The organism is Acinetobacter sp. 1125_18A (assembly GCF_052824985.1).
This window is the reverse complement of the sequence record NZ_VTDG01000004.1, coordinates 364,223-383,509: the sequence shown is the minus strand read 5'-3', so window position 1 is coordinate 383,509 and position 19,287 is coordinate 364,223. Positions and strand designations below refer to the sequence as shown.

The window sequence follows — 19,287 nt, the reverse complement described above, 5'->3', positions numbered from 1 at the left end:
AGCTTAGTTTTTAAGTTTTAGTTTTCAAAGGCTTTATTGATCGATCATAATCACATGCTTAATTAATTAGGCATATGATTTTCGAGGTGAAGCTCGTATGGTCCATCTTTAAAGCTTGATGCCTTGATGAAATTAGTGATTTAAAAATACTCTACTTATAATTTAACAATCACATGCTTGAGCATCTGAATCAAAAAGCGAGATACTACAAAAAATTAAACCATGTATGTTATTTATGCCTTCAATCAAAAAAATTTTCCTACTATCTAGCTTAATTATAGCAACTCAATCCTTTGCCTTACCTCAAGACTCACGTCGTGCAGGTGGCATAGCGGTTATTCCTGTTCCTAAAACCGTGTTAAATGTCACTTACCAAGACAAACCTGTCTTGATCGTGGATGGTGAAAATTCAGTAAACCATATTGTTTTTGGTATTCCGCTTTCAGTACCACTGGGTACATTGCAATTAAAAAGCTCTACTGGCCCAATTAATATTGAAGTGAAGCCATTTAAATACGCTGAGCAGCGCCTCAATGTAAAAAATCAGGATTATGTCAATCCAAATCAAGAACAACTTGATCGTTATAGCCAAGAAGCGAAAGAACAAAATAGTGTTTACAGCTCTTTTAGCCCTGCACAATGGAAAGACTTTCCAAAATTCATCAGACCTACAGCAGGAAAATTTAGTAATTCATTTGGTCGTAAGCGTTTTTTCAATGGTGAAGAACGTGCCCCACATTCTGGTTTAGATATCCCTGCCCCCATCGGACAAAAAGTTGTTGCGCCAGCTGCGGGAAAAGTGGTTGCGACAGGCAATTATTTCTTTAATGGGAATACCGTCATGATCGATCACGGACAAGGTCTGATCAGTATGTTTTGCCACCTCAGTAAAATAAATGTAGAAAAAGGCCAAATCTTGAAACAAGGTGAATTATTGGGATTGGTGGGTAAAACAGGGCGAGTAACAGGTCCACATCTACACTGGGGAATGAGCTTAAATAATGCCAGAGTTGACCCACAATTATTTTTATCACCTTAATTTAGCAAGAAAAATGCTAAGAATCCGTTGAACGGTTGTTTCAAAAATGCTTATTTTTGAATAAATACACATTTTGTAATAATTTATTTTTTTTAATTTTGACCAGATAAGTCACCGACTTAAGTCGTCAAAACCCATTAAAAAAAAGCCAATCTTTTGATTGGCTTTTTTTTAATTAAGTCAGTTATTCTGCAGAAATAATTTCAAAATCATGGGTGATTTCGACACCACCATCGGACAGCATTTTACTTGCTGAGCAATACTTTTCGGCTGATAATTCAACAGCTTTAGCCACTTGCTTCTCTTTTACATCATGCCCTGTTACCACAAAATGTAAATGTATCTTCGTGAATACAGCTGGAATCGTGTCTGCTCGATCCGCTTTGAGCTGACAAACAACATTTGTTACATTTTGCCTAGATTTCTTTAAAATGGTCACAATATCGAATGAAGCACACCCACCAAGTCCCATTAATATGAGTTCCATAGGACGTGGTCCACGGTTTTCACCACCATATTCAGCAGAACCATCCATCACAATTTGATGACCACTTTCTGATTTTGCTTCGAAAGCAACATTCTCTAACCAATGAACGCTAGTTTGCATTGCAACTACCTAAAAAAAGCTATAAATTTACGGGGTACCTGTACACTAGCATAAAATGAGTTGATAAGGAATTTCATCTCTACTGCTTCTACGTGACGAGTTCAATTTAGATCAACAGATCTAGTTATTATCCAATTCGGAATTTTTAAGCATGTCTTCTAATTTTGCACAACTTAGTACAGATGCTTTGTCTCCTGGTCAACTACCTGAGTCAGTCAAAGCTTTGCTCAAAAGAGCCCACATCAATCGTTTTCCAAAACGCTCAACGATTATTGATGCAGGTTCAGAGTCAAAATCACTGTATTTAATTTTAAAAGGTTCAGTTTCAATTATTTTACGTGAAGATGATGAACGTGAAATTGTTGTTGCATATTTGAATCCTGGGGACTTTTTTGGGGAAATGGGATTATTTGAGCAGAATCCACAACGTACTGCGGAAGTAAGAACCCGTGACGTATGTGAAATTGCTGAAATTTCATATGACAATTTCCACGAAATTAGTAAACAATATCCTGACTTAAGTTATGCCGTATTTGCACAACTTGTTCGTCGTTTAAAAAATACAACACGCAAAGTAACTGACCTTGCATTTATTGATGTATCTGGTCGTATTGCACGTTGTTTAATAGATCTTTCAGCACAGCCTGAAGCGATGATCTTGCCAAACGGCCGCCAAATCCGCATTACTCGCCAAGAAATTGGTCGTATCGTGGGTTGTTCCCGTGAAATGGTTGGTCGTGTTCTAAAAACACTTGAAGAACAAGGCATGATCGAAACCGACGGTAAAGCCATCCTTATATTTGATGTATCTTTGGAAGAATCTAATTTTTCTGAAGACGAACTAAGCACAGATGATGAATAAAGCTTAAGAACAAATTTGAGAATTTAATTCCTTAAAGAATTATGTTGAATGGGATAAATATCAAATATTGTCAAAAAGTTAAAATATAGTTTAAAAGCAAACTCCCGAGTTTGCTTTTTTCATGTTGCGATAAATACACAGAGAATTACTGTGAGCTGCTCTCATGACCATGTTATAAAACAAGACCAAGCTAAAATGAGCATTTTATAAAAAAATCAGATAACTTTATCTTATTTTGATAATTAGAAACATTCTTTCACTTAGTTATCAAATTTAAATTACGTTATTATTCTCATAAGATACTGAATATTAATTTTGAAGGACATGAAATGAAGTCAAATCGTTTAGGGTATTCTGATCTTGTGGTCCCTGAAATTTGTTTAGGTACCATGACGTTTGGTGAACAGAATAATCAAAATGAGGCATTTGAACAACTTGCTTATGCGCTCGATCAAAATATTCATTTCTGGGATACTGCTGAAATGTATCCGGTACCACCTAAACCAGAGACACAGGGATCGACTGAAAGCATCATAGGGAATTGGATTGCTCAAAACGGTCAACGTGACAAACTCATTATCGCCACCAAAATTGCAGGCCCCCAACAAGGCGGCAGTCAAATTCGTGACGGGCATACCAAGTTTATAGAAGCAGAGATCAGTAGTGCTATTGATAGCTCGCTCAAGCGCTTACAAACAGATTATATAGATCTTTATCAACTGCATTGGCCACAACGCCCTGTTAACTTCTTTGGCACGTTAGGCTACAGCAATCAGCTTGCGGCACGTACACAAGACATTACACCACTTGCTGAAACCTTAGAAGCACTCTCGAAAGAAGTGAAAAAAGGGCGTATTCGTCATATTGGCTTATCCAATGAGACACCTTGGGGTACCTTAAAATTTTTACATTTAGCTGAACAATTGGGCTTAGAAAAAATAGTGAGCGTACAAAATCCTTATAGTCTACTCAATCGTACTTATGAAATTGGGATGTCTGAGATCGCACAACACGAGGGCGTTGGCTTACTCGCTTACTCACCCTTGGCCTTTGGTTACTTAACTGGCAAGTATCGCCACGGCGCACGCCCTGAAAAAGGACGTATTACACTATTTTCTCGCTTTAGCCGCTATAGCAATCCACAGAGCGATTGGGCGACAGAACAATATGCACAGCTTGCAGAAAAACATGGTTTAAGCCTTACCCAATTGGCTTTGGCATTTATTAAACAACAATTTTTTGTGAGTAGTACCATTATTGGTGCGACTACGCTCGACCAACTGAAAGAGAATATTCAGGCCTTTGATACCCAATTGTCTGAAGAAATCTTATTGGAAATAGATGCGATTCATCAGCAGCAGCCAAACCCTGCACCTTAAACGCTATTTTTGAAACGCTCGTTGTTCTACGTTGTTTTCAATGAAAAAGGATGCATAAGCATCCTTTTCTATTCGATAGGTTTTATCAAAAAACTTATCTTCCGCCTCGCGCAGTATAAACTGCCATTGCAGCAGGTAAATTCTTTTTCATTGCATTGATACGATTGACATCAGATGGATGTGTTGACAGTAATGCAGAACCTTTTCCTCCACCCTGTTTCGCCATTTTTTCCCACAAGGTAATTGCCGCTTGAGGATTATAGCCAGCTTTCGCCATCATCATTAAGCCACCCTCATCCGCACGACTCTCTAAACTACGTGAGTATGGTAAGCCTACCCCGACTTGACTTCCCAAATCGAGCGCTGCATTGCCTAATTCACCAATTTGACTGCCTGCATAAGATTTACCAATACCAACTGCAAGATTGGTCAACGCTTGCGCACCTAATTTTTGTTTCGAGTGCTCTTCTAAAGCATGGGTCATTTCGTGGCCCATCACCGCAGCAACTTCAGCTTCAGATAGACTAAGTCGATTTACAATCCCTGTGTAGAAAACCACTTTACCACCGGGTGCAACATAAGCATTGATTTCATCTGACTTAAGTACCGCCAATTGCCAATCAAATCTTTGACCCGTTTGGTTCATTTGATCAGCAAAAGGTTTTAATCGAATAAATGCTGCATTTACTTTTTTATAAGTTGCAGAAGTTGTATCTAAAGTCTTATTCAAACGTGCTTCTTGCACTGTTTTATTAAAGCCTTGTGTTGCATTTAAATTAAGCGTTGCAGAATCAGCACCTGCCATATCTGCGATAGTTGAGCACCCTGAAATTGAAATGGCAGTCGCCGCACAAAGACTAAGCATTAATTTATTGTTCATTATAATCAACTCCATGGAGAACAAATAAAAGCATTGTGGATTATATGCAAATGTTACATAAGGATAAATCAATAAAATCCATTAATTCATATTAATTATGTAAGTGACATATCACAAAAATTGAATCGCCAACCAATATATGAGACAAATTACATTCAGGGTCAAATATATGGTTTTCAATGGAATAATCTTTTGTTCTAAATGTTGATCATTTCTTTTGATAAACAAAAATGCATTCTGGATCAAAATAATAGGAACCAGTACACATGCAACCATCACACTCAAACCAACCAATGCATTATTGATGATATTCAGATCATTGGTTTGTGCCTGAATAATCAGCATTGCGATCGTTGGAGCACCGCCCATTGCGAAAATCAGAGAATAAAATATCATACTCGATATATTCTTTTGCATCCTACAAACTCAATGTGTGTCTAAAAATACATTTTAACAAGCTAAGCTTGAAAACCTAGTCTAATTGATATCGACTTTAGTCTTTTTTAGCTGTAAATAAAAAGCCCGATTTACATCGGGCTTAGCGTTCTGCGATCAAATTACTTTTTAATCACAGATTGATAGATTTGCTTTGCTTCAACCATGTTTTTGTTTAAATCTGAAATACGGTCGTTATTTGATGGGTGCGTTGAAGTGAACTTCTGTACCCCATTATTACTACCACCATCAATCTTGTTCATTTTTTGCCAAACGCTGATTGCTGCTTCAGGATTATAGCCAGCTTTCGCCATAAGCATTAATCCACCACGGTCAGCAGACGACTCTAAACTACGTGAATATGGCAAACCTACACCATATTTACTTCCGATATCTAAAGCTTGAGTGCCGACTGAGCCCAATTTATCGCCTGCATAAGTTTTGCCCATTTTCACAGCAAAATCTGTAATTGCAGTTGCGCCAGCACCACGTTTAGAATGCTCTTCTAAGGCATGGGTCATTTCATGTCCCATAATGGCAGCAATTTCAGCATCAGTCAGTTTCAATTGATTGACGATACCTGTAAAGAACACAACCTTACCGCCAGGCATGACAAATGCATTGAGTTCATTGGATTTAAGCACGCTCAATTGCCAGTCAAATTTTTGACCCGTTTGATTTGCTTGATCAGCAAAAGGTTTCATCTTTAAGAAAACAGCATTGACTCGTTTATATGTTGCAGATGTTGTATCAAGTGCTTTTTGTGCCTTTGCATCTTCAACAAGAAGTTTATAATCTGCTGCGGCATTGAGGTTTAAAGTCGCAGAATCATTACCCGTTAATTCAGCAACAGTCGTACACCCTGTTAAGCCTATAGCCAACCCTAAACCTAGTAATAGTTTCTTGTTAATCATTATTTTCACCAAATTTCATAGATCTTATTGCAAGCTTCAAAACGAAGCTCAGCTCTTAGCGACTGAATTATGTTGTATTTTACAAAAAAAATCAAAATATAATCACACTTTATTTAGAACACCTAAAAATAACAACAATAAAAAAGCTCCCGTAGGAGCTTTTTTAAAGATTGAATCAATTAAGCATCAAATGGATGACGCATCACAATTGTTTCATCACGATCTGGACCTGTTGAAATGATGTCGATAGGACATTCAATCAACTGTTCAATACGTTTTACATAGTTAATTGCGTTTTGTGGCAATTGATCCAATGATTTCGCACCAAACGTAGACTCAGACCAACCAGGCATAGTTTCATAAATTGGTTTTAATGTTTCAAATGCAAGCGCATCTGTAGAACCTACACAACCTGAATCTGCAGCTTCATAACCGATACAGATTTTTACTTCTTCCAAACCATCTAAAACATCAAGTTTAGTTAAGCAAATACCTGATAATGAGTTTACATCTACAGAACGACGTAAGATTTCAGCATCAAACCAACCACAACGACGCTGACGACCAGTCGACGCACCGAATTCTGAACCCACAGTACCCAAATGTTTACCAACTGCATCACCAACATCATTGGCAGCATCATAAACAAGCTCAGTTGGGAATGGACCTGCACCTACACGAGTTGTATAGGCTTTGGTGATTCCCAAAACATAGTCAAGATGCAATGGACCAAGACCTGAACCAGAACTTACCCCACCAGCGGTAGTGTTCGATGAAGTTACATACGGATATGTACCATGATCGACATCAAGAAGTGAGCCTTGCGCACCTTCAAACATGATGTTTGCACCACCTTTACGATAGTCATGCAATGTTGTAATCACATCTAAAACTAATGGCTTAACCACTTCGCGCCATTGATCACAAAGTGCCAATACATCTTCAACTTTAACTGCTTCAACACCGAAGAATTGAGTCAATTGGAAGTTATGGTATTCAAGAAGCTCTTCAAGCTGTGCTTTAAGATGTTCGCCACCACGAACTAAATCCGCAACACGGATGGCACGACGAGCTACTTTATCTTCATAAGCAGGACCAATACCACGACCCGTTGTACCGATTTTCGCATTACCACGTTTCTTCTCACGCGCTTGATCAAGTGCAATATGGTGAGGAAGAATCAACGGACAGTTTGGAGAAATACGCAGACGTTCACGAACGGGTACGCCTTCTTTCTCAAGAATATCCATCTCTTTGATCAATGCTTCAGGTGAAAGTACAACACCATTGCCAATTAAGCAAAGTACGTTTTCACGTAAAATACCTGATGGAATGAGGTGAAGAACTGTTTTCTTACCACCAACGACGAGCGTATGCCCTGCGTTATGTCCGCCTTGATAACGTACTACCGCAGCTGCTTGATCTGTGAGCAGGTCAACGATTTTACCTTTACCTTCGTCGCCCCATTGGGTACCGAGTACCACAACACTTTTGCCCATAATAGCCTCATTACATCATGCTGTTAAAATAGAAAACCAAATCGAATGACATGAACATTCAATCTGATACTTAAATTGTTTCGATTTTCCACTCACCGGCAACATTCACCATCTGGTGGGTTGCATTTGGAACTGAGTTTAAATCGTCATTACCCAATAACTGAATTACACTTAAACCTTGTTGACGTGCTACGGCAATCGCATCCAGCAAAGTGGATTCGGTACCTTTCGGTGCAACTACTTTTTCAATCTGTTGACGTTGACCCGCACTTAAGGAATACAAGTCACAAGAAAAGCCTGTTGCAGGACGCGCGCGTCCAAAGTGTTCACCAATACCATCATAACGACCACCTTGTGCCAACGGTGCAGCACGGTTTGGTGCATACACGGCATACATTAACCCAGTGTGGTAATGGTACGAACGAAGCTCTACAACATCGATACCAATATTGAGTTTTGGCCAACGTGCTTGAATTTCTGTATATGTTGTTTTAAGTACCTCAAAAGCATTTTTAAATGCTTCATCAGCAAAAATTTCTGCGCTAATATTCGCTTGCAATGCATCCAGATCACTTGCATAACGACCTAAAGCATAAAAATCAGAACCAAACTCTAAATCTTGAGTGAATTCAGCAAGTTCTGGTAGTGCTTTGCGCTGATACAAATCAGATAAATGGCTTTCTGTTGATTTGTTTAAACCCACATGTTTTACCAGACTTCTAAACAGTCCTACATGCCCTAAATCAAGATGGATACCATCAGCTAAACCCGCGGTATTAAGCAGATTGAGCATCACGTCGATCATTTCAACGTCTGCGTCAATACTGTCTGAACCAAATAACTCTGCACCTAACTGAAGTGGTGCACGCGTGGTATTAAAACCTTGTGGTTTAGTATGAAGTACAGTTCCTGCATAGCAGTAACGCGCCACACCTTGTACTTGATGTACATGGGCATCAATACGAGCCACTTGTGGTGTCATATCGGCACGCACACCAAGTAAACGACCTGAAAGTTGGTCGATGACTTTAAAAGTGGCTAAGTCTAAATCTTGATTCGATTCGGAGAGAGAAGAAAGAGATTCGATGTATTCGATGAATGGCGTATACACCAGCTGATAACCTCGTGATGCGAGGAAATCTAAAGCTTCACGGCGCAATTTTTCAATTACTTGCGCTTGCTCTGGTAATACATCAGCTACACCATCAGGTAATAACCATGTCTCTGAAATGGGCATGTTGTAAACCTAAATCCTGTCAGCGCGGAAGTAATCCGCATAAAAAAATCGGGAACACACCCGATTTCTCTTATTTTAGCACGATCATCTGCGCCATGCATTAATAAAATAACTTTTGATGCCTAGATAATTTGACCACTTATACATAATTTAGGCAAAAAACTATCTATTACACATTACCCCACTTCAATTCTTTGTATTTATTTAACTTTTCACACAAGTGTTGATTGCTATTTGCGTTGTTGAAAATATAATTTATTCGTTTAGAAAAACAGCATCTATTTAAAGCAACTGAAATACTAAAAACTGGGGAAGTATGGAACTACATAGCAACTTATATTACACGCATCCAAATACGGAAATCATGCAAAAGCTAGGCCGTTTATTTCAAGAGCATCGCGGTGAACAAGACAAATTTATTGCTGTTGCAGTTGAGCTCAATTCACAATTGGGGCAAGAACTTGCAGAAGATCTTTTAAATACAGTTGACAATATTGAGTTTGATTTGGGTCCTGAATCATTACACACTATTGCAGGCTATTCAGTTGCCCATTTTGTGCATGGTTCTTCGGGTGATGAGTTTATCGAAGCAATCCTACTTTTCTTAAAAGCATTACTCCCTGAAATTCACACTCTGGCTTGGGGTTGTGGGGATGATGACCCGTGGGAATTCTGGTTTAAATTTGAAGGCGATGAGTTGATTCGTGAAGATGATGAACCTTTCAATGATCCTGAACAAGATGACGAAATAAAATCTTCCATTTATACATGGTGGCATACAGGTTTACCTGAAAAAATCAAAGAAGGTTTCTTAAACCAAGAATAAATTTTTATTCAGATTTAAAGGGAAGTACAAAATCGAATCGCTGTACTTCCCTGTTATTTTGACTCTTTCAGCTATTTTAAATAGTCCTCGATACTGACTACTTGTGAAAACATTTGAAAGGCTGACAAACAGGCTGTTTGTACATCTTCTGCTTCAACTGTTCTGCCTGAATAGCTCAATTGACGCGTCGCTGTAGCGTCTGCAATGATTGTCGGTTGATAAGCAAATTCTGCTGCTGCACGTGACGTCGCATCAACACACATATGCGTCATCATGCCACTAATCACCAATTTATCAACATTGAGTCGCTCTAATTCTGCTTTTAAAGTGGTTTGAAAAAAGCTATTGGGATAATGTTTTTCAATCACAATTGAATCGGTCTTAACACGTAAACCCGAATGTAGTGCTACACCCTGCGTTCCTGCTTCAAAAAATGTAGCATTGGGTTGATTGGCAATATGCTGAATATAAATAATCGGCTGCTCACGCTTTATAAATAGATCTTCCAATCGATTGATATGTTTTAAAGCCTGTTCCGCACAGAACAACTCCATCTTCCCTTGAGGAAAATAATCGTTTTGTACATCTATCACTAATAATGCTGTTTGACTCATGGTGTTTCCCTAACCCTTGTGTTGATGTTTTTATAAGATTAATCAAAACAACTGGCGATTTGCAGTCACTCATGAAAGAATAATCGATTAGAAACTTTCAAACTGAAAATTTGTTCAATTCACTATGTTGCCAAATGACCCAATTGACCTCAAAATTTTAAAAATACTAAAAACTGATTCTCGGTTAAGCAATAAAGAGATCGGAAAATTAGTACACCGTACAGGCCAAGCTGTAGGAAGTCGCATTGCTCGAATGCAAGATGAAGGCACAATTCAGAAATATACGATTACGCTACAGAACCAATCAACACAATTTATACGTGTGATGATGCAGACTAATGAATTTGAACAGTTTGAAGCATTTATCGCTCAATTTGAGTCAATTGAAAGTTGCTATAAAGTCTGTGGTTCCGCTTGCTATATGCTGGTTGCGCATTTTGATAGTCATGCAATCAATCTATTTATCGAGCAACTCTCTGAATGGGGACAATATTCAGTAGATAGTGTCGTAAGAGCAATTGAAACTCAGCCTTAATTTTATATCCAAATCCATATCATGTAAGAATAACAAATGAAATCTTCAGAAAAAACATTACGCGAACATAGTAAATTTCTAAGTTTAGTACTTCGACATCAACCAGAAACCATTGCAATCCAACTCGATTCTGAAGGCTGGACGGATGTACACATCCTTTTACAGCAAATGATCAAACACAGAAGACCACTTAAACTGGTAGAGTTGATTGAGGTCGTTGAAAGCAGTCATAAAAAACGCTTCCAACTTTCACCTGATCAAAACAAAATCCGCGCAGTACAAGGTCACTCTAGTGCTCAGGTTCAACGTGAGTATGTTGCTATTACGCCACCCGATACACTTTTTCATGGAACAGCAACTCGGTTTGTCGACAGTATTTTAGAAAAAGGCTTAATTTCAGGTGAACGTCATCACGTACATTTATCTGCTGATTTAGTCACAGCCCAGAAAGTGGGACAACGACATGGCAAAGTCATCATTTTCATATTAGACACCAAACAGATGCACCAAGATGGTTTCCAATTTTATTGTGCTGAAAATGGGGTTTGGTTGACTGAACAAGTGCCGATAAAATATTTAAAGTTATTCGAAAGCGAATCAAAAAAACTAATCCAGTGGTAAGGCTGTGGTCTGTTTAATCTTCTGTAAAGGGATTTCAGTTTTGACATTCTGGATCCCTGGAATTTTATTTAAATGATTAATTTGAAATTTACGATATGCCTCTAAATCAGAAACCACAATACGTAAGAAAAAATCACAATCTCCTGCCATAAGTTGACATTCAACAATTTCAGAAATATTCATAATGCTTTCGATAAATCGATTGACCGCTTGTTCATCCTGACTCTTTAACCAAATTCGTGCAAAGACTGTCAAACTAAGATCTACTTTGTGTGGATTGACCAATGCAACATATTGGTCAATGATCCCCTCATCCTCCAGTTGCTTTACTCGTCTTAAACAAGGTGAAGCGGATAAACCTATCTGTTCTGCCAATTCATTATTTTGTAGTTTTCCATTACGTTGTAATGCACACAGAATACGCCGATCTATCTGATCCAATTTCATAAAATTATTTCTAGTAGATAAAACCAAAAAATAACATATTCCAGCAATAATATTGCAAAAATTATTTTACAGGCAGCAAGTTTAGCGAAATATAGCGAATCATTTGGCATAAAATAAAAATCACCTTGTTTTAGCGACCATTGAGCGACTCATGTTAAGTTTTAAGAACACTACGACTGAACTGACCTATTCAATTGAATTTAGAGAGTTTGTACGTGGGCTTAAAACCTCTATTCCCATGCTACTGGGTATTATCCCTTTTGCACTGGTTTTAGGAACACAAGCAGCACAAAAAGGATTTTCTGCCTTAGAAGTTCCATTGTTAACAGGACTCAATTTTGCTGGTGGTTCTGAGTTCGCCATTATTGAAGTCTGGACGCAGCCACCTCAATTGTTGTTTTTAATTCTGATCACTTTTCTGGTCAACAGTCGCCATATTTTAATGGGTGCAAGTTTAGCACCCTATATTCGACATTTGCCCAATCGCAAAGCCCTTCCATTATTGTTTTTTATGTGTGATGAGAGTTGGGCCCTTAGCATTACGGATGCACACAAACAAAACCCTCGCAATCCCTATGCAGGATTTAGTGTGTTTTTTTATATCGGCCTTTGTTTTGCGTTATATGTTATGTGGGTGGTTTTTACCACGATGGGAGTCGGCATTGGTTCTTTCCTTGGTGATGTCACAAAGTTTGGTTTTGACATGGCATTCCCCGCAGTTTTTCTGGTGCTTTTACGCGGAATGTGGAAAGGCTTTAAACCCGCACTGCCTTGGCTGATAAGTCTGATCGCGGCCGCACTGGCCTATTATTATCTACCCAAAGGCTGGTATGTATTGATTGGTTCTATTTCAGGAATTATCGCTGCTTTTTTACTGATTGGAGATGAAGAATGATTCATATGACGACATTCATCGCCATTGTTTGTGTGGGATTAACAACCTACTTAACTCGAACCTTAGGTTATTTACTGTTAAAAAATAAACACCTCAGCAAAAGAACCACGCGAATTTTACAGGTTATCCCCGGCTGTGTTTTGATATCAGTGATTGCACCCTACTTTGTTACGGATCAACCAGCCAACTTGATTGCAATTATCATCACACTGTTCGCAGCTTGTTATTTTTCATTATTACCCACTGTACTGATCAGCATCATTGCAACAGGGATTTTGAGATACTTTATGCTTTAAGTGATCTGAATAGCCAATATCCCTGACTTGATGCAATTCAAAACCTCAATTAAGGTTTTGAATTTTGCTGTAATATTTTAATTAATTCAGCATTTTGAAACTCAACTTGAGTCAAACGTGTTGAGGTATTGTCTAAAACTTCCTGCTGTACATGCATTTTTTTAGCCAAATCTTGCATAATTTGTAAGGTTTGTTTGAGATGTTGCTCTTGTGCATGGATCTGTTGCTCATGATTCTGCACATGCTTAAGCCATTCAAGGTTTTCTTTCTTTAACTTTCCCATTTGCCAAATCACAAACATCAAGGCCAGATAAAGAATCACAATAACCAAATATATGAAAAACATCATTCCCCCCAACAAAACATGTCAATCTTCGTCTTGATTAAACTCAAGTCATTAAAGTTATTTTTAAGTGATAAATACTAGATTAATAAAATGATTCACACAAATCTAACAAGCGATTTGCATAGCCCCATTCGTTATCATACCAAGCAAACACTTTCGCCTGTTGACCCACGACCATAGTTTGAGTCAGATCAACAATCAGTGAATAAGGTGAATGATTAAAGTCACTTGAAACCAATTGCTCATCTGTAACAGACATAATCTCAGCATAATCATATTTTGCTGCTTGAATTAAGGTTTGGTTAATTAAATGAGCTGTTACAGGCGCTTTAGCAATAAATGTTAAATCAATGGCGGCAACATTAATTGTTGGTACACGGATTGAAAAACCATCAATACGGTTTTCCATTTTGGGCATGACTTGTTTTAATGCACCCAAAGCAGAAGATGTAGTTGGAATAATATTTTGTCCTGAGGCACGTGCGCGGCGTAAATCTCGATGTGCATGATCCAGTACAGATTGATCTGCTGTGACCGCATGAATTTCAGTCATTAATGCGCTGTCAATTCCAAATGCATCATCAATAATTTTGACCAAAGGGACTAAAGCTTGTGTGGTACATGACACACCCGAAATAATTTGATCACTAGCTTTAACATCATGATGATTTACCCCATAAACAATGGCAGCATCAACAGTATCAAAAGGTGCAGCACCGATAATGACGCGTTTTGCACCAGCTGTTATATGTTGTGTTGCAGCGGCTCTTGAACGAAACAGCCCTGTACATTCTAAAACAACATCAATGTTAAGCGCTTCCCAAGGCAATAATTCAGGATTGGCTTGTCTTAAAATTTGAACTTTCTGTTTAATTTGCCGTGCGTCAATCGACATATAAAGCTGTCCATTTTCTTGAGCGATATTCACCGCACCGTCAAAGCGACCATGTGTAGTATCATATTTAAATAAATGAACCAGCGTTTCAACATCTGCAATATCGTTAATGGCAACAATTTCAAAATGGAAGTTTTTCGGATTTTCAAACCAAGCGCGTAATACATTCCGTCCAATTCGCCCGAATCCGTTTATTGCCACACGTTGCATCAGATGTCCTTTTACAGCCAAATTACCATAATCAGTTATATGGTATAAGATTTATGATCACTACTGTTAATATATAGCTGACTTTAGCAAGAAAAAATTCGAAAACAATAGAATTTAAAACATCATTGGATAAAAAAATGTATTCATCTTTGCTCACAATGACATTTATGCGGCGCCTATTTTATTTTTGCTGTATTGCGATATGTATTTTTATATTTCTTCCTTTCAGTTATGCCCAACAGAAGAATATTCAAAATAATTATTCACGATGCAGCGAAACACAAACTCTGCAATTTATTGATAAACTTAAATTGATTTCCCCTGAACAGAGAGATACACGCTATCCAACATTTGAGCGCTGTATAAAGCTGGATCAAAATCGGAAATTGATCGCAATTAGTCAACCACTTCATATGCCGTCTGGGTATGCAGATTACGACTTAAATCTTTATTTGATTGACAACACATCTGAAAAAATTCTAAATCACTATCATTATCCCATGAAGATTTCTTCAGATAACCATCAGTTTGAAAATTTAAAATTTGATATCAATCCTTACTCTAAAACTCCCCATACTCATGTTATTGGATTGGTCTTAACCTATGGGCATTTAGGTAGAATTGACTATACAATACGTGAAATAAAGTTATTCAAAATCAGCAATCAACAAATGCAATTGGTTTTAGATAAATTTATGACGAATTACTCAGCTGGCAAAAGACCGTCTCTATGTGAAAATAATGCACAAACTGAGACTCAAATTTTACTTCACCCCTTAAAACAGAACAGTCATGGTTTAGCAGATATTCAATTAACGGAAAAAACAGAGCGTATAACACTTAACGAAAAAAACTGTAGTACCCACCGTATTGTCAAAAAGCAACGTCATATCATGAAATTTGATGGGAAAAAATATCGTTTTGAACATCTTAATTTTTTAGACTTTGGAATTTGATTAAATTTTGCAATTAAAAAGGTTAGATCATGAAAAGATTACAAATTGTATTCAACACTGCACTGCTTTTGATTGCTGGAAATAGTTTTGCAGCACCTTATCAAACTTGCTCAGAACAATTACAAGATTCTTTAATTCAAAAATTTAAACTAACCAACCCACGTTTTGCCAATACTGAAGCCAAAACATATCAAAGCTGTATCCATTTAGACAATCAACAAAAAATTCAGTTGATTGCCATTAGCCAACCGATTGCTTATAAATCTTATGATGAAATGGAACATGATCTAAATTTATACTTAATTGACTCTTCTCAGCATAAAATTCTGCAAAAGTATAAAGCACCAGAAACTTTTTACTCAGATGCAGATCATTATGATGGAGCAAAACTCCATACGACCCGTTTTTCAACATTAACTGATATTGATGTCGTGGGTATTGAAACTTCATCGTCGCATCAAGGTGGTTTCACTTATAGTCACAGTAATTTAACTTTATTTAAAGTTAATCCTAGACAACCCATCAAAGAAATTGGCGGTATCAGTATGAATGATAGCGGCGATGAACGAATTGGAAACTGTCCAGAGAATAGTAATTCAGAGGTCAGAACTATTCTCATTTTATCAAATAAAACGACACATGGCTTACAGGACATGATTTTAAAAGAAACCAAAAACCAGACCAAAACCAACTATAAAACCTGCACTTCTGTGAAAAAACAATATAAGCAACAACAAACGCTTAAATTTAATGGTCAAGTATATAAATTTCAGCATCATAACTTTTTAAGTATTGATCCTTTTTAAGCAAGCTTAAATCCGATAATGGCAATGTGGCTATGTTTTAAATTTATACAACCAAAATTTACCCCAGACGAAAGTTGAAAATGTATAGAAATACCAATAATTCACCTTAAAATCATTGGTGGACACTACATTTTCCGTTATACTTTGGCGTTTTTAAAAATAAGCCCGTGTGGTGACTGAGCGCCAAAATCAGACTCAGCAACACACTTTTAGCCAATACGAAAATTAAGGAGTGACTTGGTTGTGAGTACTCGTTTTATGACAACTGCTGAAATACGTGAAGCATTTTTGCGCTACTTTGAATCGCAAGGACATACACGTGTCGCGTCAAGTTCACTTGTACCTGCCAATGACCCTACTCTGCTTTTTACCAACGCAGGGATGAACCAGTTTAAAGACTGTTTCCTTGGATTAGAAAAACGTGACTATGTTCGCGCAACAACGTCGCAAAAGTGTGTCCGTGCAGGCGGTAAGCACAACGACTTAGATAATGTCGGTTATACAGCACGTCACCATACATTCTTTGAAATGTTAGGTAACTTCTCTTTTGGTGATTACTTTAAGCGTGACGCGATTCGTTTTGCTTGGGATTTCCTTACTGGTGAAGAATGGTTAGCTCTACCTAAAGATAAATTATATGCTACTGTTTATCATACAGATGATGAAGCGTTTGACATTTGGAACAAAGAAATTGGCTTAGCTGCAGATCGTATTATCCGTATTGGTGACAATAAAGGCGAAAAATACGCTTCTGATAACTTCTGGGCAATGGGTGATACTGGCCCATGTGGTCCTTGTTCTGAAATTTTCTTTGACCATGGCGATCATATTTGGGGTGGTTTACCAGGCACACCAGAAGAAGATGGCGACCGTTTTATTGAAATCTGGAACAACGTTTTCATGCAGTTTAACCGTACTGCTGATGGCGTACTGCATAATCTTCCTGCACCATCTGTAGATACAGGCATGGGCTTGGAACGTATTTCTGCTGTTTTACAACATGTCAATTCAAACTATGAAATTGACCTGTTCCAAGACCTATTAAAGTCTGCTGCTGAAATTATTGGTGTTGATACATCTGAAGCGGTTGCAACCGCACAAGCAAACAATAAACCTATTGAATACTCTGCTTCACTTAAAGTGGTCGCAGACCATGCACGCTCATGCTGCTTCCTGATCGCAGATGGCGTTAACCCTTCAAATGAAGGTCGTGGTTATGTATTGCGTCGTATTATTCGTCGCGCAGTACGTCATGGTAATAAAATGGGCGCAACGGGTACATTCTTCTACAAGATGTTGCAACCATTAATCGATGCTATGGGCACTGCTTATCCTGAGCTTGAACAACGTCGTAATGTGATTGAAGCAGCTTTGATTCGTGAAGAAGAATTGTTTGCCAAAACGCTTGAACAAGGTTTAAAACTGCTTGAAGGTGAATTAGCCAACCTCAAAGGTAAAACCATTCCAGGCGAAACCGTCTTTAAACTTTACGACACTTATGGCTTCCCTGCTGATTTAACCGCAGATATCGCACGTGAACGCGAACTGGAAATTGACGAAGCTAGTTTTGAAGTTGAAATGGCTGCACAACGTCAACGTGCACGTGATGCAGGCAAGTTTGCTGTTGACTATAACAGCATTGTGAAAGTAGATAGCGAAACTCAATTTGATGGCTATGAAGCAATTCAAGGTCAAGGTCAAATAATTGCGATCTATAAAGATGGCGTACAAGTTGATGAAGTCGTTGAAGGCGATGAAGCACTAATCGTATTGAACCAAACACCGTTCTATGCAGAAAGTGGTGGTCAGATTGGTGATACAGGTCTGTTCAAAAACGATACTGGTATTTTTGAAGTTCAAGATACTAAAAAATCTGGTGGCGCTTTTGTCCATCAAGGTATCGTGACAATGGGAAGCCTAAAAGCGACTCAAAATGTTGAAGCAATTGTAAAAGCAGATCTTCGTGAAGCAACTGCACGCAACCACTCTGCAACTCACCTTTTACATGCTGCTCTACGTCAAGTATTGGGCGAGCACGTACAACAAAAAGGTTCTTTGGTCGCTTCTGACATTTTACGTTTTGACTTTGCCAATGACCAACCGGTGACATTTGAACAAATTCAACAGGTTGAACGTATTGTAAACCGTGAAGTGATTGCAAACACCGCAGTTTCTACTGAACTTTTAGACATTGATGCTGCAAAAGAAAAAGGCGCAATGATGTTGTTCGGTGAAAAATATGGTGATGAAGTTCGTGTACTTTCTATGGGTTCAATCCAAGATGAGAAAAATTTCTCTATCGAACTTTGTGGTGGTATCCATGTAAAACGTACTGGCGATATTGGTCTGTTTAAAATCACCTCTGAAAGTGGTGTTGCAGCAGGTGTTCGTCGTATTGAAGCTGTTACTGGTACCAAAGCGCTTGAAATCGTTCAAAAATTTGATGCAGACATTTTGCATATCAACGATTTATTAAAAGCACAGAAAGATCAAACTGTTGAAAAAGTTCAATCAACGCTAGAAACAGCACATCAATTGCAAAAACAAATTGAGCAATTGAATCAAAAATTGGCGAATTTCCAAGCCTCTGATTTAATCAGTCAAGTGACGGAAATTGCGGGTCGCCAAACACTTATTGCCACAGTTCAAGGACAAGATGCGAAGTCTGTTCGTCATCTTCATGACAGTGTCAAATCAAAATTAGATAATGCAGTGATTGTGCTTGCGGCTGTAGAAGGTGACAAAGTTAGTCTTATCGCATCTGTAGCTAAAGATTTCACTGCAAATCTAAAAGCGGGTGACATCATCAAACACTTAGCAACTGAGCTTGGTGGTAAAGGTGGTGGTAAACCTGACTTAGCACAAGGTGGCGCGCCACTAAACGAGAAGTTTGAACAAGTGATGGCAGATTTAACTGCTTGGCTTGCTCAAAAATAATACTTCACCTTTTGTGTAACTGACCCTAATGCCGATTAGGGTCATGGCTTA

The 19,287-nt window shown here is 38.1% G+C and carries 21 protein-coding genes; 11 read left to right on the top strand and 10 right to left on the bottom strand.

Going from position 1 to position 19,287, the window contains the following annotated elements:
- The first annotated feature begins 226 nt into the window (after positions 1-226).
- On the top strand, positions 227-1,039 hold the full coding sequence (locus FY049_RS09920; RefSeq protein ID WP_209826322.1) for a peptidoglycan DD-metalloendopeptidase family protein: 813 nt from the start codon (positions 227-229) through the stop codon (positions 1,037-1,039).
- Between the two features lie 184 nt (positions 1,040-1,223).
- Here FY049_RS09920 and FY049_RS09915 read toward each other — a convergent pair whose 3' ends face one another.
- Positions 1,224-1,646 (bottom strand): OsmC family protein, encoded by a 423-nt coding sequence (locus tag FY049_RS09915; RefSeq protein WP_004721138.1) that lies wholly within the window; start codon positions 1,644-1,646, stop codon positions 1,224-1,226.
- 151 nt (positions 1,647-1,797) lie between these two features.
- On the opposite strand from FY049_RS09915, the gene crp reads away from it, so the two are divergent.
- Positions 1,798-2,508, top strand: a complete 711-nt coding sequence (crp, locus tag FY049_RS09910) for a cAMP-activated global transcriptional regulator CRP (RefSeq protein WP_004721139.1) — start codon at positions 1,798-1,800, stop codon at positions 2,506-2,508.
- 329 nt (positions 2,509-2,837) lie between these two features.
- Positions 2,838-3,887: an NADP(H)-dependent aldo-keto reductase gene (locus FY049_RS09905; protein WP_262779879.1), complete on the top strand. Its 1,050-nt coding sequence runs from the start codon at positions 2,838-2,840 to the stop codon at positions 3,885-3,887.
- Between the two features lie 94 nt (positions 3,888-3,981).
- Here FY049_RS09905 and FY049_RS09900 read toward each other — a convergent pair whose 3' ends face one another.
- The 5 genes from FY049_RS09900 to FY049_RS09880 all read right to left on the bottom strand — a co-directional run bounded on the left by FY049_RS09900 (position 3,982) and on the right by FY049_RS09880 (position 8,852).
- A complete protein-coding gene (locus FY049_RS09900; RefSeq protein WP_446083652.1) occupies positions 3,982-4,767 on the bottom strand; it encodes a M48 family metallopeptidase in 786 nt (261 codons plus the stop codon).
- 111 nt (positions 4,768-4,878) lie between these two features.
- A complete protein-coding gene (locus tag FY049_RS09895; protein WP_446083651.1) occupies positions 4,879-5,184 on the bottom strand; it encodes a hypothetical protein in 306 nt (101 codons plus the stop codon).
- A 140-nt stretch (positions 5,185-5,324) separates the two neighbouring features.
- The gene (locus tag FY049_RS09890; RefSeq protein WP_004820958.1) at positions 5,325-6,116 is read right to left on the bottom strand and encodes a M48 family metallopeptidase; all 792 of its coding nucleotides are present in this window, start codon (positions 6,114-6,116) and stop codon (positions 5,325-5,327) included.
- Positions 6,117-6,295: 179 nt separating this feature from the next.
- Entirely contained in the window at positions 6,296-7,615 is a 1,320-nt protein-coding gene (locus FY049_RS09885; protein WP_446083650.1) for an adenylosuccinate synthase, read from the bottom strand.
- 70 nt (positions 7,616-7,685) lie between these two features.
- Positions 7,686-8,852 (bottom strand): ATP phosphoribosyltransferase regulatory subunit, encoded by a 1,167-nt coding sequence (locus tag FY049_RS09880; protein ID WP_004820956.1) that lies wholly within the window; start codon positions 8,850-8,852, stop codon positions 7,686-7,688.
- A gap of 316 nt (positions 8,853-9,168) precedes the next feature.
- Here FY049_RS09880 and FY049_RS09875 point away from each other — a divergent pair, with 316 nt between their 5' ends.
- Complete coding sequence (locus tag FY049_RS09875) at positions 9,169-9,678, top strand: hypothetical protein (RefSeq protein WP_336953129.1); 510 nt, start codon at positions 9,169-9,171, stop codon at positions 9,676-9,678.
- 71 nt (positions 9,679-9,749) lie between these two features.
- On the opposite strand, the gene FY049_RS09870 is transcribed toward FY049_RS09875, so the two are convergent.
- Positions 9,750-10,292: a cysteine hydrolase family protein gene (locus tag FY049_RS09870; protein WP_151957695.1), complete on the bottom strand. Its 543-nt coding sequence runs from the start codon at positions 10,290-10,292 to the stop codon at positions 9,750-9,752.
- Positions 10,293-10,416: 124 nt separating this feature from the next.
- On the opposite strand from FY049_RS09870, the gene FY049_RS09865 reads away from it, so the two are divergent.
- Together FY049_RS09865 and FY049_RS09860 are read left to right on the top strand one after the other, a co-directional pair.
- Positions 10,417-10,827 carry an Lrp/AsnC family transcriptional regulator gene (locus tag FY049_RS09865; protein ID WP_234623015.1) on the top strand — a complete coding sequence of 137 codons (411 nt, stop codon included), beginning with the start codon at positions 10,417-10,419 and terminating at the stop codon, positions 10,825-10,827.
- Positions 10,828-10,863: 36 nt separating this feature from the next.
- The gene (locus FY049_RS09860) at positions 10,864-11,448 is read left to right on the top strand and encodes an RNA 2'-phosphotransferase (RefSeq protein ID WP_446083649.1); all 585 of its coding nucleotides are present in this window, start codon (positions 10,864-10,866) and stop codon (positions 11,446-11,448) included.
- On the opposite strand, the gene FY049_RS09855 is transcribed toward FY049_RS09860, so the two are convergent.
- The gene (locus tag FY049_RS09855) at positions 11,434-11,889 is read right to left on the bottom strand and encodes an Lrp/AsnC family transcriptional regulator (RefSeq protein WP_034614550.1); all 456 of its coding nucleotides are present in this window, start codon (positions 11,887-11,889) and stop codon (positions 11,434-11,436) included. The genes FY049_RS09860 and FY049_RS09855 overlap by 15 nt on opposite strands.
- 157 nt (positions 11,890-12,046) lie before the next feature.
- Here FY049_RS09855 and FY049_RS09850 point away from each other — a divergent pair, with 157 nt between their 5' ends.
- Positions 12,047-12,790, top strand: coding sequence for an AzlC family ABC transporter permease (locus tag FY049_RS09850; RefSeq protein ID WP_105712859.1), 744 nt, complete (start codon positions 12,047-12,049; stop codon positions 12,788-12,790).
- Positions 12,787-13,086 (top strand): AzlD family protein, encoded by a 300-nt coding sequence (locus FY049_RS09845; protein WP_446083648.1) that lies wholly within the window; start codon positions 12,787-12,789, stop codon positions 13,084-13,086. Before FY049_RS09850 ends, FY049_RS09845 begins: the two co-directional genes overlap by 4 nt.
- Positions 13,087-13,135: 49 nt before the next feature.
- On the opposite strand, the gene FY049_RS09840 is transcribed toward FY049_RS09845, so the two are convergent.
- Together FY049_RS09840 and FY049_RS09835 are read right to left on the bottom strand one after the other, a co-directional pair.
- Positions 13,136-13,432: a hypothetical protein gene (locus FY049_RS09840; protein ID WP_446083647.1), complete on the bottom strand. Its 297-nt coding sequence runs from the start codon at positions 13,430-13,432 to the stop codon at positions 13,136-13,138.
- A gap of 82 nt (positions 13,433-13,514) precedes the next feature.
- Positions 13,515-14,537, bottom strand: a complete 1,023-nt coding sequence (locus FY049_RS09835; protein WP_446083646.1) for a type I glyceraldehyde-3-phosphate dehydrogenase — start codon at positions 14,535-14,537, stop codon at positions 13,515-13,517.
- 137 nt (positions 14,538-14,674) lie between these two features.
- Between FY049_RS09835 and FY049_RS09830 the strand changes: the two genes are divergently transcribed.
- From FY049_RS09830 to alaS, 3 genes are all read left to right on the top strand, one after another.
- Positions 14,675-15,493, top strand: a complete 819-nt coding sequence (locus FY049_RS09830) for a hypothetical protein (protein WP_446083645.1) — start codon at positions 14,675-14,677, stop codon at positions 15,491-15,493.
- Between the two features lie 29 nt (positions 15,494-15,522).
- Positions 15,523-16,299 carry a hypothetical protein gene (locus FY049_RS09825; protein ID WP_446083644.1) on the top strand — a complete coding sequence of 259 codons (777 nt, stop codon included), beginning with the start codon at positions 15,523-15,525 and terminating at the stop codon, positions 16,297-16,299.
- 243 nt (positions 16,300-16,542) lie between these two features.
- Entirely contained in the window at positions 16,543-19,236 is a 2,694-nt protein-coding gene (gene alaS / locus FY049_RS09820; protein ID WP_446083643.1) for an alanine--tRNA ligase, read from the top strand.
- The last annotated feature ends 51 nt before the right edge of the window (positions 19,237-19,287 follow it).

Coding starts and splice junctions, on each gene's coding strand:
- FY049_RS09860 (WP_446083649.1), top strand. CDS start 10,864: ATGAAATCTTCAGAAAAAACATTACGCGAACATAGTAAATTTCTAAGT.
- FY049_RS09880 (WP_004820956.1), bottom strand. CDS start 8,852: ATGCCCATTTCAGAGACATGGTTATTACCTGATGGTGTAGCTGATGTA.
- FY049_RS09835 (WP_446083646.1), bottom strand. CDS start 14,537: ATGCAACGTGTGGCAATAAACGGATTCGGGCGAATTGGACGGAATGTA.
- crp (WP_004721139.1), top strand. CDS start 1,798: ATGTCTTCTAATTTTGCACAACTTAGTACAGATGCTTTGTCTCCTGGT.
- FY049_RS09850 (WP_105712859.1), top strand. CDS start 12,047: ATGTTAAGTTTTAAGAACACTACGACTGAACTGACCTATTCAATTGAA.
- FY049_RS09875 (WP_336953129.1), top strand. CDS start 9,169: ATGGAACTACATAGCAACTTATATTACACGCATCCAAATACGGAAATC.
- FY049_RS09915 (WP_004721138.1), bottom strand. CDS start 1,646: ATGCAAACTAGCGTTCATTGGTTAGAGAATGTTGCTTTCGAAGCAAAA.
- FY049_RS09865 (WP_234623015.1), top strand. CDS start 10,417: ATGTTGCCAAATGACCCAATTGACCTCAAAATTTTAAAAATACTAAAA.
- FY049_RS09920 (WP_209826322.1), top strand. CDS start 227: ATGTTATTTATGCCTTCAATCAAAAAAATTTTCCTACTATCTAGCTTA.
- FY049_RS09890 (WP_004820958.1), bottom strand. CDS start 6,116: ATGATTAACAAGAAACTATTACTAGGTTTAGGGTTGGCTATAGGCTTA.
- FY049_RS09870 (WP_151957695.1), bottom strand. CDS start 10,292: ATGAGTCAAACAGCATTATTAGTGATAGATGTACAAAACGATTATTTT.
- FY049_RS09845 (WP_446083648.1), top strand. CDS start 12,787: ATGATTCATATGACGACATTCATCGCCATTGTTTGTGTGGGATTAACA.
- FY049_RS09895 (WP_446083651.1), bottom strand. CDS start 5,184: ATGCAAAAGAATATATCGAGTATGATATTTTATTCTCTGATTTTCGCA.
- FY049_RS09840 (WP_446083647.1), bottom strand. CDS start 13,432: ATGTTTTTCATATATTTGGTTATTGTGATTCTTTATCTGGCCTTGATG.
- FY049_RS09830 (WP_446083645.1), top strand. CDS start 14,675: ATGTATTCATCTTTGCTCACAATGACATTTATGCGGCGCCTATTTTAT.
- FY049_RS09900 (WP_446083652.1), bottom strand. CDS start 4,767: ATGAACAATAAATTAATGCTTAGTCTTTGTGCGGCGACTGCCATTTCA.
- FY049_RS09905 (WP_262779879.1), top strand. CDS start 2,838: ATGAAGTCAAATCGTTTAGGGTATTCTGATCTTGTGGTCCCTGAAATT.
- FY049_RS09885 (WP_446083650.1), bottom strand. CDS start 7,615: ATGGGCAAAAGTGTTGTGGTACTCGGTACCCAATGGGGCGACGAAGGT.
- FY049_RS09825 (WP_446083644.1), top strand. CDS start 15,523: ATGAAAAGATTACAAATTGTATTCAACACTGCACTGCTTTTGATTGCT.